Source organism: Paraflavitalea speifideaquila (assembly GCF_032395985.1).
Lineage (GTDB): Bacteria > Bacteroidota > Bacteroidia > Chitinophagales > Chitinophagaceae > Paraflavitalea > Paraflavitalea speifideaquila.
Window position 1 is genome coordinate 6,169,444 of record NZ_CP135920.1, and the last position, 15,535, is coordinate 6,184,978.

The 15,535-nt window shown below is 45.3% G+C and carries 21 protein-coding genes; 5 read left to right on the forward strand and 16 right to left on the reverse strand.

All coding sequences use genetic code 11. The features are described from left to right. Positions 1–115: 115 nt before the first annotated feature. The 6 genes from RS881_RS42365 to RS881_RS42390 form a co-directional block, all read right to left on the reverse strand. Complete coding sequence (locus RS881_RS42365) at positions 116–397, reverse strand: hypothetical protein (protein WP_315816313.1); 282 nt, start codon at positions 395–397, stop codon at positions 116–118. Positions 398–773: 376 nt separating this feature from the next. Continuing rightward, entirely contained in the window at positions 774–1,988 is a 1,215-nt protein-coding gene (locus RS881_RS42370) for a TonB-dependent receptor (RefSeq protein ID WP_315816314.1), read from the reverse strand. Positions 1,989–2,552: 564 nt separating this feature from the next. Continuing rightward, complete coding sequence (locus tag RS881_RS42375; RefSeq protein WP_484557644.1) at positions 2,553–2,891, reverse strand: tetratricopeptide repeat protein; 339 nt, start codon at positions 2,889–2,891, stop codon at positions 2,553–2,555. Beyond that, positions 2,807–3,871: a tetratricopeptide repeat protein gene (locus RS881_RS62425; protein WP_484557607.1), complete on the reverse strand. Its 1,065-nt coding sequence runs from the start codon at positions 3,869–3,871 to the stop codon at positions 2,807–2,809. The genes RS881_RS42375 and RS881_RS62425 overlap by 85 nt, the downstream gene beginning before the upstream one ends. Before the next feature lie 111 nt (positions 3,872–3,982). Beyond that, positions 3,983–4,822 (reverse strand): tetratricopeptide repeat protein, encoded by an 840-nt coding sequence (locus RS881_RS42385; protein WP_315816316.1) that lies wholly within the window; start codon positions 4,820–4,822, stop codon positions 3,983–3,985. 133 nt (positions 4,823–4,955) lie between these two features. After that, positions 4,956–5,573 carry a tetratricopeptide repeat protein gene (locus RS881_RS42390; RefSeq protein WP_315816317.1) on the reverse strand — a complete coding sequence of 206 codons (618 nt, stop codon included), beginning with the start codon at positions 5,571–5,573 and terminating at the stop codon, positions 4,956–4,958. Between the two features lie 272 nt (positions 5,574–5,845). On the opposite strand from RS881_RS42390, the gene RS881_RS42395 reads away from it, so the two are divergent. Continuing rightward, on the forward strand, positions 5,846–6,253 hold the full coding sequence (locus tag RS881_RS42395; RefSeq protein ID WP_315816318.1) for a DoxX family protein: 408 nt from the start codon (positions 5,846–5,848) through the stop codon (positions 6,251–6,253). A 79-nt stretch (positions 6,254–6,332) separates the two neighbouring features. Next, positions 6,333–6,890, forward strand: coding sequence for an acyl-CoA thioesterase (locus RS881_RS42400; protein WP_315816319.1), 558 nt, complete (start codon positions 6,333–6,335; stop codon positions 6,888–6,890). 554 nt (positions 6,891–7,444) lie between these two features. On the opposite strand, the gene RS881_RS42405 is transcribed toward RS881_RS42400, so the two are convergent. The 10 genes from RS881_RS42405 to RS881_RS42450 form a co-directional block, all read right to left on the reverse strand. After that, the gene (locus RS881_RS42405; protein ID WP_315816320.1) at positions 7,445–7,726 is read right to left on the reverse strand and encodes an alpha/beta fold hydrolase; all 282 of its coding nucleotides are present in this window, start codon (positions 7,724–7,726) and stop codon (positions 7,445–7,447) included. 171 nt (positions 7,727–7,897) lie between these two features. Beyond that, on the reverse strand, positions 7,898–8,386 hold the full coding sequence (locus RS881_RS42410) for an alpha/beta hydrolase (protein WP_315816321.1): 489 nt from the start codon (positions 8,384–8,386) through the stop codon (positions 7,898–7,900). 35 nt (positions 8,387–8,421) lie between these two features. Further along, positions 8,422–8,835 carry an SdpI family protein gene (locus tag RS881_RS42415; RefSeq protein WP_315816322.1) on the reverse strand — a complete coding sequence of 138 codons (414 nt, stop codon included), beginning with the start codon at positions 8,833–8,835 and terminating at the stop codon, positions 8,422–8,424. Continuing rightward, complete coding sequence (locus RS881_RS42420) at positions 8,799–9,074, reverse strand: DUF1648 domain-containing protein (RefSeq protein WP_315816323.1); 276 nt, start codon at positions 9,072–9,074, stop codon at positions 8,799–8,801. The genes RS881_RS42415 and RS881_RS42420 overlap by 37 nt, the downstream gene beginning before the upstream one ends. Before the next feature lie 3 nt (positions 9,075–9,077). Beyond that, a complete protein-coding gene (locus RS881_RS42425) occupies positions 9,078–9,368 on the reverse strand; it encodes an autorepressor SdpR family transcription factor (protein WP_315816324.1) in 291 nt (96 codons plus the stop codon). A 123-nt stretch (positions 9,369–9,491) separates the two neighbouring features. Then, the gene (locus RS881_RS42430; protein WP_315816325.1) at positions 9,492–9,998 is read right to left on the reverse strand and encodes a hypothetical protein; all 507 of its coding nucleotides are present in this window, start codon (positions 9,996–9,998) and stop codon (positions 9,492–9,494) included. A gap of 5 nt (positions 9,999–10,003) precedes the next feature. Then, positions 10,004–10,480 carry a hypothetical protein gene (locus RS881_RS42435; RefSeq protein ID WP_315816326.1) on the reverse strand — a complete coding sequence of 159 codons (477 nt, stop codon included), beginning with the start codon at positions 10,478–10,480 and terminating at the stop codon, positions 10,004–10,006. 268 nt (positions 10,481–10,748) lie between these two features. Next, a complete protein-coding gene (locus RS881_RS42440) occupies positions 10,749–11,030 on the reverse strand; it encodes an RNA polymerase sigma factor (RefSeq protein ID WP_315816327.1) in 282 nt (93 codons plus the stop codon). After that, a complete protein-coding gene (locus RS881_RS42445) occupies positions 10,982–11,605 on the reverse strand; it encodes a DUF6596 domain-containing protein (protein WP_315816328.1) in 624 nt (207 codons plus the stop codon). The genes RS881_RS42440 and RS881_RS42445 overlap by 49 nt, the downstream gene beginning before the upstream one ends. Before the next feature lie 127 nt (positions 11,606–11,732). Next, positions 11,733–11,999 carry an RNA polymerase sigma factor gene (locus tag RS881_RS42450; RefSeq protein WP_315816329.1) on the reverse strand — a complete coding sequence of 89 codons (267 nt, stop codon included), beginning with the start codon at positions 11,997–11,999 and terminating at the stop codon, positions 11,733–11,735. A gap of 493 nt (positions 12,000–12,492) precedes the next feature. On the opposite strand from RS881_RS42450, the gene RS881_RS42455 reads away from it, so the two are divergent. From RS881_RS42455 to RS881_RS42465, 3 genes are all read left to right on the forward strand, one after another. Beyond that, positions 12,493–13,323 carry a TonB-dependent receptor plug domain-containing protein gene (locus tag RS881_RS42455; protein ID WP_315816330.1) on the forward strand — a complete coding sequence of 277 codons (831 nt, stop codon included), beginning with the start codon at positions 12,493–12,495 and terminating at the stop codon, positions 13,321–13,323. 83 nt (positions 13,324–13,406) lie between these two features. Then, positions 13,407–13,778, forward strand: coding sequence for a hypothetical protein (locus RS881_RS42460; protein WP_315816331.1), 372 nt, complete (start codon positions 13,407–13,409; stop codon positions 13,776–13,778). A gap of 253 nt (positions 13,779–14,031) precedes the next feature. Beyond that, positions 14,032–15,525, forward strand: a complete 1,494-nt coding sequence (locus RS881_RS42465; RefSeq protein WP_315816332.1) for a SusC/RagA family TonB-linked outer membrane protein — start codon at positions 14,032–14,034, stop codon at positions 15,523–15,525. Positions 15,526–15,535 lie beyond the last annotated feature (10 nt).

The following is a 15,535-nucleotide window of genomic DNA, read 5'->3' on the forward strand; positions in this document are numbered from 1 at the left end:
ATGTATAACCCGTACCGCCGGAGCAGGCCGTTGGTCGGCGGGAATGGCCCCCGAAGCCTCAAATACAATATCACCCGAAACATCTTTTTAAGCGAACCTACCCCTTTCCATTCCACTACCTCATCCGTACGCAGCCGGTTACGCAGGTCATATGCCCATTCATTATACCATTTGATCGCTTCATAATCCGCAATGTCCTTTTGCTGAGCCAGGTACGTAAAAATTCCTTATCAGGTGCATCAAAATATTTGTCAAACCTGAAATGATAGGAAGGCGGCAGTATCTGCTTATTGATAAAATCCGTTTGAGCCGGGATACGTTCAATATAAACCGTTCCCAACCCCGGGATACTGATACTTTTATGTTGGATCAAATAACTCGTCAGCGCTTCTGTCATATTCCGCAGTTTTTAGCGTTGCGAAGCAACAGTTTTTCTATGGGAATAACAAAGAAAAATTACGGTCTCCGGACTTCCGGAGTAGTCCGTAAGTCAGTAAAGTCTGAAAGTCGGTAAGCAATACCATAGCTACCTTGCTGCTTTTCTTCCGGTCTTCCGGAGCAGTCCGTAAGTCAGTAAAGTCCGAAAGTCGGTAAGCAATACCATAGCAACCTTGCTGCTTTTCTTCCGGACTTCCGGAGCAGTCCGTAAGTCAGTAAAGTCCGAAAGTCGGTAAGCAATACCATAGCAACCTTGCTGTTTTTCTTCCGGTCTTTCGGTCTTCCGGTCTTTCGGTCTTTCGGTCTTTCCGACTTCCCGACTTCCCGACTTCTCTCTACTTCTGATTAAAAGAATACGTAATTCCTCCCAGGATATTGAATCCAAATACCTGGTATTGATTCCAGCGTTCGTATTTGTTGTTGAGGATATTGTTCATCTGCAGCCACAGGTTAAAGTTTTTAGTAATGCGAAACTCCGCCCCTGCATTCAGGTCAAAACCCGCATCCCCTTTATACGCATCTCCGTTCCTGGCACGATAACGTGGACCATCCCAGGCCCATACATCCGTGTGAAACCATAGGTCCTTCATCATCTGCCAACGAAGCCCTACATTGAGCTCAATAGGGATCTGCCCCCAGGCTTTTAATTCCCGCTCTACCTTTGTAAACCAGTTAAAATTAACCGACGCCGAAGCATTGAATTTTTCTCCAATATTATACCCCACTTCCGTATGCAGGTTTACTGCATTGATCCGTGGCTCATAGATCGTTTTGAAAGTTTTCCCATCTACCGTATCATTCACAAACAACGCCATGTCTGTAAACTTCTGCAAACCAACTTTGGCCGAATAAGTGAAATGCCCCGCTACCGATCCCTTGAAACCAGCATATCGTTCCTCCACCCGTGTGTTCATCAACGAATCCGGCTGTGCCAGCCAGGGATTCAGCGAGGCAAAACGCTGATAAGATCCCTTTAGGTAATATCCAATCCACCCCAATTGTAAGGTCAACTGCTTATCATTCGTGGTGATATCCGCCATCAGGTTGGGTAACAAATTAAACCGGCTATTTTGCCAGGTAGGCATTGCCCCTCCATGAATGTACAGGTTGGGCGTTTTGTATAATACTGCCGCCGCTACCTGGTACAAATTATTATTGTCTGTGAACTTACTGCCACTCTTATCCAATTGATAATTCGTAAGGTCGGCAGTTACACCCAACTTGAACGAAAATTCATCTCCAAATGATTTTTCCAACGGCAGGTTCAGCACCGTATTCGCTTCACGCCCCTTAATAGTATGATTATCCCCAAAAACACTTACCCGCAGGCTGGGGTGATAGTTAAGACCAAATTCCGTAGGCTCCAGGTTACGCAGGTGCACCTTCCCTTCAATCGTTTGGAAACGCTGCCGCAGATCACGCTTGGTGAATTGCAGGTTCTCAGGCTTGAAACCATACAAGTAATAATCATTGCTACTAAAACCCAACGTACCATTCCACTCCAGGTTTTGAGAGGTTTTATAAGTAGCTGCTGCCCCAACACTGGCCAAACTGTTCTTTTGAAAAGGCTGATCCCCTTTGAGTTATAATAATTGGCAAACAGGTTGAAGAAACTGTTTTTCCCGTCACCAAAACTAAAGCCTGCTTTTACATAAGGCTGATGCACATTACCAATCCCTACTTTAATATAATTACTGTATTGCCAGCCACTGATCGAATCCATTTGTAAAGCAACCGGCTTAAGCTCCGCAGGCTGATAAGTAAAATACAAGTTCTGTACAGGTATATTGTAAGTCAGCGCAGGCCGCGAAGTATCCACCAATGGTGGTACTGCATTGAAGTTGATCTTGGCAGCCTCCCTTAATACAGGCTTAAAGGTGGATGTAATATCAATCGTTTTACGTTTCGTAGTATCCTGTGCCAGTGCCACCATCCCTGCACCCAGGAAACAGACACTCATGCCTACTACTTTAAAAACTGACTTATTATTCATCTGCAAATTGATTCTGTGTTGTTAAGTTTAATACCTATGATCTGCGCACTCCGTCTTAATCCATCCAGATTTCGACTCCTTCAATCCGCGCAATCTGCCTTCACCTTTTCAATCAGCGATTCTACTCCACCTTACTCCCCTTCTTTTCCGCATCAGCCGTTTCTTTCAGCTTCCTTTCTGCCTCCTGGCGCAATTCTTCTATTTTGGCATTGTCGACAACACTCTGATAAGTAGCCTTGGCATTGAAATAATCTTGTTGCTTAAAATAAACATCCCCCAGCAGAATATACGCCCTGGTTACCCAGTTTTCATAAGATCCCGCTTTATTGATCACTTCAAAAGCCGCTTTCTCCGCATCAGCCAACCGGTTCTGCGCTAAAAAGCTATTGGCAATTTCATACCGCGCTTCAGCACCATAAGCCGATTTACTAAGCGACACCACCGAACGATAGGCAGTAATGGCCTGCTCATACTCCTTGGCATTCTGGTGCGATTTGGCAATTGCCAGGTTGGCCAACACCTTATCATCCGTACCAATACCTTTTGACTCAACAGGTCACGGGCATTGGCCACTGCCTCACCCCACTTTTGCAATTGATATTGACTACGCAACAACCCACGCATCGCTTCCAGCTTATTTTCATGAGAAGAAGCAAAATCTTTGAGTTTGGCAAAATACTTCTCCGCTTTGGGGTAATCCTTCAGATCAAAGAAGTTTAGCCGTGCAGCATTGACCAGCGATTTCTCGCCAAACTTATGCGGCACCCTATCCGCCAGTATTTCATAACCAGCAGCCGCCTTAGCCCAATCTTTCTGGTTGAAATAGATCTCACTTTTATAATACAGCGCCTCCAGCGAGTTTTTACCTTCCGGGAATTTGGTGAGGTATTCCTCAAATTTCCTGGCAGCAACAGGGAAATTTCCATTATTAAATTGCACTTCCGCTTCCTGATAAGCCAGCTCATCTTCCTGCGTTCCCGTGATCTCCTTACCCATGGTACGCGCAAAGTTCACATACTCACTCGTCTTACCCTGTTCTATATAAATGATCCTGGCATTCTCCAGCGCCGCATCTGCTTCCGGCGAATTGGGAAATTGCTTCAGAATAGCCGTATACTGGTTCAATGCCTCGGCATTATTATCCAGGTTGTAATAAGCAATGCCCATCTTTAAATGCGCCTTGGGTTTGAGCGATGAATTAGGATCACTCACTACATTTTTCAGATAGGGGAGCGCTTCCCGGAATTGCTCATTGGCCAGTAACGTTACCGCCACTTCCATATTGGCATCCGCTACCAGGCCCGAGCTAGGATATTTACGGCTGATCGTAGACAATAAGTTGATCTTCTCCTTACCATTATTCACACCCGCAATCATTGCCTTCTGAAAAGTAGCATAGTCACTCGCAGGCCAGCTATAGTCCAACACCTTATTGTACATCGCTTCCGCCTTTTATAGTCCCGGTTCATGTAATAACAATCTGCAATACGCACATAAGCATCCTGCTCTATTGGCGTAGCATTGATCTTAGGCGTACCCGAAACCACCTGCTCAAAAGCCCTGTGCTTGCTTATAGTTTTCCTTTTTCAGGAAACTATACCCAAGATTATATTTGGCATTCAGGGGATTTACCTCTCCATTAACAACCGGCGTCTTCAGGTATTCAAAATAATAACGTACCGCATCATCCAGTTTGGCCAACCGGTAAGAGATCTCCCCTTTCCAGAATTGAACAAAAGGCATCACCGACGTATTGTTGGGGTCAATTTCAGCCCGTGTAAGCAACTCCATAGCCGATACCAACATACCATCATTAGCCAGCTCCGTAGCCCGGCCATACAATATTTTAGGATACAACCGACGGGCATTCAGTGAAGGCGATTTTACACTTTCCAGCAATGCCAGCGCATCCTTATAATTATTCGTATTCGCCAACACACTCACCATCAGCTCCCGCGCTTCATTATTGTACTCAGATTGCGGATAGGCCTGCGTAAACTTCTGCAACTCTGTTAATGCCACATCCTGGTAGCCAAGTTCATAAGATAACTTGGCATAATTGTACATCGAGATCTCTTTTTGCCTGGCATTGCTATTGTTCGAAGCCCCGATCAGGAAGGCATTCCTTGCGTTGGCTTTTTGCCCCGTTTTAAGGTAAGCATCTCCCAACAAGTACATCGCATTTTGCGCCAGCGAGTCGTCTTTACCGCTTACTTGCTTAAAACCATCAATCGCCTTATTCCAGTTGCTCGCTTTATAATAACAATAAGAAAGCTCATATACATCTTCCCGGCGCACCTTATCCGACTTCGTTACATACGTTTCCAGGTAAGGCAACGCTTTTTCATATTGCTTCTTTTCAAAATAAGCATGCCCTACGATCTGCCGCATTTCAAGATCATAATGCAGGTTGCCCCTTTTCAGTTTGCTTTCTGCATATTCCAGCGCCTTGTCTTTTGACCCAACGAATAATAAATATTCGCTACATAATAAGGCACCACCTTGCCGTAACTGGAATGGTCCTCTACAACAGCAAATGCGTCCAGTGCATCCCGGTATTTTTATCATAAAAGGAAAGGAAGCCATAGTAGTAGTTGGCATCGATGTAGTTGGGGTCATCCTTCATTTGCCTGATCGCATCAAACATCGGCTTGGCCTTGTCAAACTGCTTATTCGTAAAATATGCATACCCCAGGTGAAACTTCATATCCGCTATTTCGCGGTTCGTCAGGTTGGCTATATCCGCATGCTCATACAGCGGGATCGCTTCCGGATAATTTTGCTGGCGGAAATAATACTCGGCCAGGTGGAACCCCATCATTTGCGTACGTACCTCATTATCTTCCAGATCGATGAAGTTCTTCGCCTTTTCCACCGCCCCCTTCTCATTTTGCTTAAGCGCACATACGATCGTATAATACTTTATCTCCTGGTAAGGGATCGCCTGATTCGTAATATCTGGTTCACGCTGCTTCAGCGCAAGGTCCTTAAGCAAGGGGTAAGCCAAACTGTATTGCTCCCGCTGGAAATACTCTTTTGCCTGCTTATACGAAGCCTGCGGGTCGTCAATAAATCGCGTTTGTTGTGCAATAGAAAAATGGGAAAGACCAAGAAGCCCAAAAATAACTGTCGTTTTTTTCATTCCCTGCATTTTTAGTCGATTCTATTTGGGTGGGGAGCAAAAAAATTACGAATATCGAATCGGATTTTAGTGTTCTAATCTTACTTCCAGTTCGGCATTCGTAGTGCTTCTGTTGGTTCCCCTGCTGGGTTTTTAACGTCGTAAAGTTTCTAATTATTTTATGTTCAACCAAAGATCGTTCCTAACACTGTGGATAAGTGCAAGGATTAACAATTCTTTTTGATTATGAAATGCAAAAACAAATCCATTACTTTTGAAAAACATCCTGACTGATGAGTAAACTAATATCCACCAACTACACCAGCGGCGCCTTTAATTTCGGGGCTTTGATCTTGCGCCTCGCCATGGGCGGCCTCTTATTACCTCATGGATATGGCAAGCTGGTACACTTTGCGGCCAGCAAAGCTCACATGATCAATTTTATGGGAATAGGCGTAACTGCTTCATTGGCGCTACTTGTATTTGCAGAGTTCTTTTGTTCTTTATTTGTAATACTAGGACTTGCCACCCGCCTGGCCGCTATACCACCCGCCATTGCCATGTTTGTGGCCTTATGGAAAGGCCATAACCTTGATATTTTGGGCGATGGCGAACATGCCGCCCTATTCATGTTTGGTTTCCTCGTGATCCTCATTATTGGGCCCGGCAAAGCCAGCGTTGACGGCGCCATGGGTAAATAAACCGGCTGCGATCAACCATCGAAGCAAACGATTGCCGATTGCCAACTCACAACAGACAATTCACAACCCACTATTTACTGTGTTCACTGCAACAACAAACATACGAGTACGTTATGCCGAGACCGACCAAATGGATGTGGTCTATTACGGCAATTATGCCCAATACTTTGAAGTGGGCCGCGCCGAATCCATCCGTAATTTGGGGTTTACGTATAAAGACATGGAAATAAATGGTGTCATGATGCCGGTCGTAGAAATGCAATGCAGGTACCTGCGACCGGCTCATTATGATGATCTCCTCACCGTTAAAACAACCTTGAGAGAACTACCCACCGATCATCGTATAGAATTTCACCACGAAGTATATAATGAACAGGGCAAACTATTGACCAGCGGTAAAGTCGTTCTGTTTTTCTCGATATCAAATCCAAAGCTAAAACTACCATGCCACCCGCCCTCCATGCAGCCCTGGCCACCTACTTCATGTAAACCAATATCTCCCCTGCCCACATTCACTTCCCGTCCTTCCGTCTTCCCGACTTTCCGTCTTTCCGTCTTTCCGTCTTCCGGACTTTCCGATTTCCTGTCTTCCCGACTTCCGGACTTTCCGTCTTCCCGACTTTCCGTCTTCCCTTAATGATTCCTTAACCCCCAAAATTTAGAAGAACCCCTTCAAAACTATTTCTTTGCACTACCAACCTACGGCAGATCACCAGGTCTGGTATCACTGAAAAATTAATAGATACGATATCCTGAAAAACCAACAATCCAAAGTCCGAAAAAACCAGATCCAATCCATCCAGAAAAAACCGTTTCCCGTCCACAAGTCCTTTGAAAAACATCCTCCGCGGATGTTTTCTTTTTATTATCGTACCTTTAAGTTATCCCCGCTTCACTATCTTACCATTCGTTTCCATCACTAAAATGCAGGCCTGGATAGCCCAAAGCCCGGGTTCGCCAGCACCCCAAAACCAATTTCCCCCCTCCTTTGCCAGCACAATATCGAGACCTTACCGAGACCTTATAGAGACCCATATCCGCGCTCCATCCGCCCACCATCTGTATACCAGCCCTACCCCAGCACCTCTCCACCTACTGTCAGCTAGTTAACAAACCTATTACCCGTTGGGGAATCGCTCACTTTAATGGGGCCAAAGAAACCAAATAAGGAATTGAATATCAACGAAATAATTACTTTAAAATGAAGTCAGCGATCCCTTGTACCAGTTCCGGTACAAGGGGTAAAGCTGGATCAGAATACGTTTTGATATTGGCCTGCCGGTCCCCTTCCACCAATTTAAGAACATGGTTCATGCCATTGATTATAAGCAACTTAGTCTTGGGATTGGCCGTATGCAACCGTTTGGCATCCTCCACACCTACCTGTATATCCTGCGTGCCCTGCACAAGCAGCACCGGGATCGAGAGACCCTTTATCTCCACAGCAGGGTCATACCGAAACCAGGAGATCATATAAGGCTGTACCGAAGGCCTGAAAAGCGAAAAAAAGCAAAGGAGGCACCTTACTCACCGTTTGACCCATTTTCAAGCTGTCAATGATCGGGAAAGCCAGATCCTGCACAGAGGCCGGCTGCGCCTTAAGTTGATCTTTTAAGATCTTATCTGCCGGTTGCCCCGCCCCAGCTATCGAAACAAATTGATCCGCCCCTTTCCTGCCATCATTCCAATCAACGAACCTTCACTATGACCAATCACAATGATCTTATTAAATCGCTTATCCTTGCGCAGCAACCTTACCCACCCGCTGGCATCATCTACATAGTCATCAAACCGGATAGCCGCTTCACTCTTCAACGCAGCGGCACTTTCCCCTACTCCGCGTTTATCATAGCGCAAACTGGCAATCCCTTGCTTCAAAAGCTCCCCGGCCAATAGCTTCAACGAATTATTCTTCATCACCGGATTATTACCATCCTTGTCCGTAGGCCCCGAACCCGCAATGATCAAGGCAACCGGCATACTACTTTTTCCGGCTGGTATCACCAATACCCCTGCAATATTACCCGTCGCCGTTTCTAATACCACCTTATTCCCTGAAAAAGAAGTATCCTGCTGAGCATTCGCCCCCTTGTTGTATGCACCAATAACAACAGCGTGCATATCCTGATGCATTGTTTCATAAACTATATTTTTATGTATTAGATCGATTACCGGAGTACAGACTGTCGCCGGAATTCAAGAAATGAAAACCCAATAGGTACCACTACCATGATCAACAAAATAGCGCCTGCCACAATGATTAAAGGAAGATGACTATTGATAACAAAAGAAACGATAATGATCAACAAACCACCGGCCATCCAGAGCCGGCCACCTAAATAATGCGTTTTCTTCCACACCACTTCATTTTCGAGCGTCCAGGGCGTGCGGATGCCTACAAAGTAATTGGGCCTCAAAGCCTGGAAATAATTGCCCATCATCACCAGCAACAAACCAATAAGCGCAATTAGCCATTGAGGATTTTCCATCCCTCCAGCCTTGGTTATATACAATAAGTAGATCGATAAGCCACTCATAAAAACCGTTAACACAAAACGCAACTCATGGTATTTGCCACCCATTTGCTGCAACTTCTTTTAGGATCAAGCACCGGCACTATAAGCATCAACAAATAAGTACCTAACCCAATCGCACAGGGAATCAATAGCAAACTACTTTTACCCGACCAGCTATCAGCCTTCCCCTCAACATTAAAATGCGTAGGCACCCTTCCAGGCAATCCACCCCACAATATAACCAGGTATACATAAGGCAGGGCTATCAACACCCACAACAACAATTCCCTTAAGTACTTATTCATCGTTCACTTTTTAAGCGTGAGAATATATCGAATGAGATCGTCTACTACCGTAGTATTAATAGAGTAATGGATAAACTGACCTTCCCGCACCGTAGTTACAAGCCCCGCCCTTTTCAGTTTGTCCAAATGATGCGAAACACTGGGTGCTGCCATATCAAATTTAGCGGCTATCTCTCCCGCCGTCATATCCCGCTTGCGCAACAGCTTGAGTATCTCCCGCCGCGCCGGATCATTAAGCGCCTTGAATACATCATTCATCGTACTGCCTGACTTATTGATTATATATTTAGACAAATGTCTAAATATTATTCCACATAACCAAATCCTTGCCTTAACTCTCCCAGTACCTTACCCCGTTAAACAAAATTGCCTGCCCCAATACGATCCGGAGCAGGCAATCCCTATTTAAAGAAGATCTTATTGCAGCTTATATTTCGACAGGTCCCTCAGCGAGAATGCAGCTTCATTATCTGACTTCAACGCTTTCAGTATTTCATTGGTATCTGTTTCTACCTGCGTGTAGATCGCTTTCCCATCCTTGGGCAACAGATCCGGGCTCGTATACACAACCCGTTTAAACACCTTTAAAGCATCAGAAGCATCATTGTAATTGCCCTTTTGCACTTCCGCCTGCAACTTATTGTAAGCAGCCGAAACATCCGGTATATTGAACCAATCATCCCTGCCCTTTGAAGAAGATATTTCAAATACCATGTAAGGATAATCTTCTACCGCATTGCCCCCTTTATCAACCAACCTGAAATCAGATCTATCAATCACCAGGTCAGCCGCATTGACCTCATCTTTATCAGCCCGCATCACCACAAAATAACCCGTCTTTACTTTGTCCAGCTCAATATTAATGCCTATTTCCAGGATCGTATCATCCCCACTACCCGTTAACAAAGCAATCCCATCCTCCAATGGCTTTACATAAGGAAGTGCCGTACTGATAAACGAAACACCCCCAATGACGACATGCTCGATAACAGGTTAATGAACGGTGCAGCCAGATCAGCTTCTTTGATTGAAAACAACCCCACTTCCACTTTTACATCCCCACCCCGGTAAGGAACAGGTCCTAGTAACCGGCGATTCAAATTCACTACCCGGTCAATCCTGGCGCCATCCAGCTTCTCCAAATTACCAGGCGTCGTAACATAATTGAAACTAGCCGGCTTGCCCGATAAGTGCGCTACTTCAATATGACTGTGCACCGTAGCATAAAACTTCGCTAACCCCTTCCGTACATTAACGATCCGCATCGATTTCAGTATCACACTCAGGTACTCCTCATTGGGGTTCAGGATTTTCGATTCTACCGTGCCCGGCGTATTCGCAACCGGCAATTCAGAATAGAACCAATCCTTGGTCCTGCTTTTAAAAATGTTGGCCAGCCATCCCATAATTTTTGTTTTTGATTTTAAAAGTTAAGATCGTGCCCGTTAATAAATCAGTTAACTAATCAGGTAACCTGTAGCCTCATGTAAATAACTTTCCTGTGGTTGGGATGGATATGATATTAATCAAATAAACCGAGGACAATGGATAAGTAACGTCAGCAAACCTGCCCGCTCAAAATGGCAGGCCCCTTTCCTAAATTAGGGCATTTTCCTGTAAATACAAACCCCAGTCGTATAGGTAACCCGTCCTCACTCGAAGACTTGCTTCAGCTCAGGATCGCAAATGATCCATCTTCTCCTGGATCGTTTGCTTGTCTGATTGCGTTTTTGCCAAAGACCAGGCCTGCTGGAAATGAAGGATTGCCTGTTCCCGATCAACAGCCGTATACAACTCCCCTAACAAAACGAAGTAAAAGTGATTGTCTGCCAGGTCCAGTTTCAATGCCTCCGCCAAAGCTACCTCCCTTCCCCGCGCCTTATACAACGCAAATACCCGGTTAAGCCTTACCCCTGGCGAATAATTCGTTTGCTGCAATAGGTCATACAACTGCAAAATACCATTCCACTTTTCCGGCGTATCCTCTTTCTGACAATGCCAGTGCGCAATACCCGCTTCCAGGTGATAAGAACTGATCTCATTACCCTGCGCAGAAAGATGCAAAAATGATCTCCCTGCCTCATCAATTCCTTATCCCATAACGCAGAGTTTTGCTGCTCATATAAAATGGGACTGCCCGAACTATTTTCCCGCGCCGAAAAACGCGAAGCATGATAGCACATCAACGCCATCAAGGCATTCGTTTTGGGCAGGTTCGTACTGCCATACTCCGTAAGCATCCTCCCAAGACGTAATGCCTCCAGGCATAGCTCTTTTCGCAATACCTCGTTCTGCGTCTTAGAATAATATCCCTCACTAAAAAGCAGGTAAATGGTATGTAGTACATTATCCAGCCGGCTGATAACCTCTTTTTCCGACGGCATCCCCGCTACTATCGGCACCATGATAACATTACCCTCTCGCAGCTTTTCTTTTGCCCGGAATAAACGCTTATTGATCGTCTCCTTATTGGAAAGAAAGGCTTCCGCTATTTCATCAATACCAAACCCACACAAGATGCGCAAAGCCAAACCAATTTGGGCCTCGCCCCTATAGCTGGATTACAAACAGCAAAAAGCATCTGCAACTGACTATCCTTACTATTCTGCCCCGAAAAATCCGGTTCAGTAATTTCCTCCTCCTGTTCCTGCTCCCTTGTTATCGCAGGCAAGACTTTCTTTTCAAGTATTTTATTGCGCCGGAAATGATACAAGGTTTTTGCTTGGCCACCACATACAACCACGCCGCAGGATTGGCAGGCAATCCATTCATACCCCAGCTCTCCGCTGCCTGCAGGAACGTTTCACTCACAATATCTTCCACTATCTCAATATGCTGCAAGCCAAACTGCTTACTAATAACCGCTACCATTTTAGCAAACTCCTGTTGGAATAATTGCTTCAAAGATTCATGTTCCTTCTCCATATAAATAAGTAAAAAAACCTCCTGCCTGGCACAGGCTCCTCGTTGAATAATGGCCAGGTTCAATTGTCAAATATAGTTTCTTTGTATGTAACCGAACCTAGGTAACAAACCCACTAATTAGAACTGGTTATGCAGCCAGGGAGAGATTAAAAAACGCATCGTAACCAACACCTATTGATCAAAAATTTGGGTAGATGTACCGGGTAGAGTATATTTGTCCACCAATTAAGTAGACTTATAACTAACACCTGTATCAAATTAACAATTATGCATTCCGTAACAACCAATCACCTGCTTAACCGGAGCATCAGTGCGTATCAGCACAGTTCCGTTTATCGCTGTTAATCCAATTAACCATATAGCGATCCTTCTTGCCTGCACAGGTTAACAATCCTGGCATGTAGGGCAGTGCTGTTCACCTGCACAGGTACTGCACAATACCTATGCCCGTATTGACTATAACCCTTATTTTTTAAACTTTTAATGAACCCAAATGAAGCAACCTCTCCGGATGTGGCTAATGGCCGTCTTATTGCTGCCCTTACACATCTTCTCCCAAAATGCAACTTCCACCATCAACTCTGTTCTCCATGGTCGGGTTACCGACCTCAAAAGAGGCACCCCACTGGAAGGTGCCAGCGTAAGCATCAAAAACACTACCCACAGCGTAGTCACCAGCAGCGAAGGTAAATTCACCTTCAGAACTGGCCAGAAATTGCCCTATATCCTTTTCATATCCTATATAGGATACAAACCACTAACGCTCACTGTTTCAACCGAAGATATAGAGATCAAGCTGGAAGAATTGGCCAGCCAGTTGGAAGATGTAGTGGTAACCGGCGTGGCAGAAGGTACCAGCCGGAAGAAATTGTCCTTTGCATTGACCAAGGTAAGTACCGAACAATTGAATACCGTTCCAGCCACCGACGCATCCCAATCCTTGCGGGGCAAAGTAGCCGGCCTCCAGATCGATCAGGCAGCAGGCAATCAGGGAGCCACCGTTTACCTGCGCGGCGCCAAATCCATCAATGGCAACATTGCCCCCTTACTCGTAGTAGATGGCTTTGTAACCGGCCTGGGCCTTTCCGATCTTAACCCACAGGATATTGAATCTATTGAAGTGGTGAAAGGAGCCGCAGCCTCCGCCCTCTATGGAACACGCGGCGAAGGAGGCGTAATCCAGGTCATCACCAAAAAGGAAAAGGACTTAACAAGATCAATATCACCGTCGACAATGAATATGGCATCAGCAATGTTCAACGCACCCCGCCTACCTCACAATACCATTTCTATAAGGTCAATCCCGATGGCTCCTTCGTATTAAGCTCCGGCAACAATAGAACACTCGATTTCAAAGACAACGGGTTTTCCCTTAATCAACATAAGTACACCAGGGACAACGACAATGTGGGCAATATGCTGAGCAACAATCCCTATTTTACCAACTTCATTTCCGTATCCACCGCCGGTGATAAATACAACCTGTATGCCTCCTTCCAAAACCAGTCCAAAGGTGGTATTGCCGGTCCCATCTCTCCCGATACCAGGAGAACCGCCTTATTGAATGTCGGAATCAAACCCAACAAGAATATTGAGGCCGAAGTAACCCTCCAATACTTCAACCGCAATACCCCTCCTCCTCACTCTCCTCCAGCGGCGCAGGTTCTGTCTTGTATTCCGCACTCCTCTATGAACCTTTCATTGACCTTACCGAAAAACAGGCCGATGGAAGATATGCTTTCAAACCCTATGGTTTCGATATCCAGAAATTCAACGTAGGCAACCCCTTCTATCAGCTTAACTACCGGGAGTATACTAATATCAGTAACAATTTCCTGATTGGCGGTAGATTGAAATACAAATTCTCTAAAAGATATCTGCCGAAGTAAGCGGCGCATTCCAGAATGAATATTCAGAATCAGAAGATTATTACCCCATAGGCTACCAAACCCTTACAGCCGACATTACAAAAAACAATGGTTATTATGGATTATCCACTGGCCGCTCCTTTTCCAGGAATGGACAGGTACAGTTGAATTACAATGATCATTTCGGCAATTTCGATTTTGGTGTCAACCTCAAATCAGTATATGAGCAAGCCCGATCTACCGGATTGGATGCTTCTGGCTATAACCTAAGCGCACCCGTAAAAAGCCTCAACGTAGTAGAACCAGCTTCACGTTCCAATTCCTCCTCCTGGAGCCAATTGGTGAACTATGGTTATTTCCTAAACATAAAGTCAGCCTGGAAAAATAAAGTATTTCTTGACCTCTTGGGCCGCTATGACCTTAGCTCCCGCTTTGGTTCCAACGTAGCTGCAGCCTTCTTTCCAAGGGCTTCCATTGCCTATCGCATTACCGGGGACTTCGACCTTGGAGCTATCACCGATCTTAAAATACGCGCCGCTTATGGACAAGCAGGCAGCCTGCCCGGGTATGGCGCCAAAGAAAGCAGGGTAACACTTACCAGCACAGGCGGTGTTAGCTATCGCCAAAGAGCCAATACCGATCTTAATCGCGCCATAACATCCGAATTGGAATTAGGTGCAGATCTTGTGTTGTTTAATCGCATCAATATACAAGCCAACTACGCCCGCGCTACCAGCAAACACGATTTCATCAGCGTACCCTCCTTCACCCCTTTTAATGGCATTGCCGGCATTTGGGATAATCTTGGTGAGGTAAAATCAAACTCCATTGAACTGGAAATTAATGGCAATATCATCAACAGCGGAAAATTTCAGTGGAATGCCGGCGCCACCTTCAGCCGCATCAGAAGCAAGATTACCTCCATGGGCAATGTACCTGAATTTACCTCCGGCGACTTCAGAAAAGCAGCCGGCATCAGCCCCTATTCCTATTATGGCTATAGCATCCTTACCAATCTTTCTCAACTCGAAGTGGATGACAAAGGATTTGTATCCAATGCAGCAGGTGGCACATTGAAGCCCGAAGACTTTACCGTTAATAAACTTGGATTTGTAGTATTGAAAAGTCAGATCGGTACCGCAGCAGAAGTTCCCGTACAATATCAAAATGCTGCCACCGGTAATTCAAAAGTGATCGGTGATGCCCAGGCCGATTTCCAGGTAGGCTTCAGCAATACCCTTACCTGGGGGCCACTTTCCCTATATACCGTACTCGATTGGAAACAAGGCGGACAAAAATATAACGAAACTGTCAACTACCTCACTTACCAATACCGCTCTGCCTTTACTGATAAAGCCATAGCAGCCGGACTTCCCTTACCTTTCGTTACAGCCGTTTTCAATGCCCAGCAAACCACTGATTACTGGATTGAAAACAGCGGTTACGTTTCCCTCCGTGAAGTTTCACTCGCTTATCAATTACCTGTTCAAAAGTTTGGCATTTCCGGCATTATCAAAAACGCCAAACTATCCTTCATTGCACGGAACCTCTATACCTGGACAGATTTCACCGGCGTTACACCCGAAGGCTGGGACATAGACTTTTATTCCTATCCTACCTTCCGCACATTTAGCGGAAGACTTACCCTTAATTTTTAAATACATGATC

Excerpts from the sequence above, each read along its gene's own strand:
- RS881_RS42450 (WP_315816329.1), bottom strand. The coding sequence starts at position 11,999 with ATGGAGAAGGAACATGAATCTTTGAAGCAATTATTCCAACAGGAGTTT.
- RS881_RS42365 (WP_315816313.1), bottom strand. The coding sequence starts at position 397 with ATGACAGAAGCGCTGACGAGTTATTTGATCCAACATAAAAGTATCAGT.
- RS881_RS42415 (WP_315816322.1), bottom strand. The coding sequence starts at position 8,835 with ATGGGTGGCAAATACCATGAGTTGCGTTTTGTGTTAACGGTTTTTATG.
- RS881_RS42395 (WP_315816318.1), top strand. The coding sequence starts at position 5,846 with ATGAGTAAACTAATATCCACCAACTACACCAGCGGCGCCTTTAATTTC.
- RS881_RS42455 (WP_315816330.1), top strand. The coding sequence starts at position 12,493 with ATGAAGCAACCTCTCCGGATGTGGCTAATGGCCGTCTTATTGCTGCCC.
- RS881_RS42390 (WP_315816317.1), bottom strand. The coding sequence starts at position 5,573 with ATGAAAAAAACGACAGTTATTTTTGGGCTTCTTGGTCTTTCCCATTTT.
- RS881_RS42420 (WP_315816323.1), bottom strand. The coding sequence starts at position 9,074 with ATGAATAAGTACTTAAGGGAATTGTTGTTGTGGGTGTTGATAGCCCTG.
- RS881_RS42385 (WP_315816316.1), bottom strand. The coding sequence starts at position 4,822 with ATGCGGCAGATCGTAGGGCATGCTTATTTTGAAAAGAAGCAATATGAA.
- RS881_RS42410 (WP_315816321.1), bottom strand. The coding sequence starts at position 8,386 with ATGCATCAGGATATGCACGCTGTTGTTATTGGTGCATACAACAAGGGG.
- RS881_RS42435 (WP_315816326.1), bottom strand. The coding sequence starts at position 10,480 with ATGGGATGGCTGGCCAACATTTTTAAAAGCAGGACCAAGGATTGGTTC.
- RS881_RS42405 (WP_315816320.1), bottom strand. The coding sequence starts at position 7,726 with ATGATCTCCTGGTTTCGGTATGACCCTGCTGTGGAGATAAAGGGTCTC.
- RS881_RS62425 (WP_484557607.1), bottom strand. The coding sequence starts at position 3,871 with ATGTACAATAAGGTGTTGGACTATAGCTGGCCTGCGAGTGACTATGCT.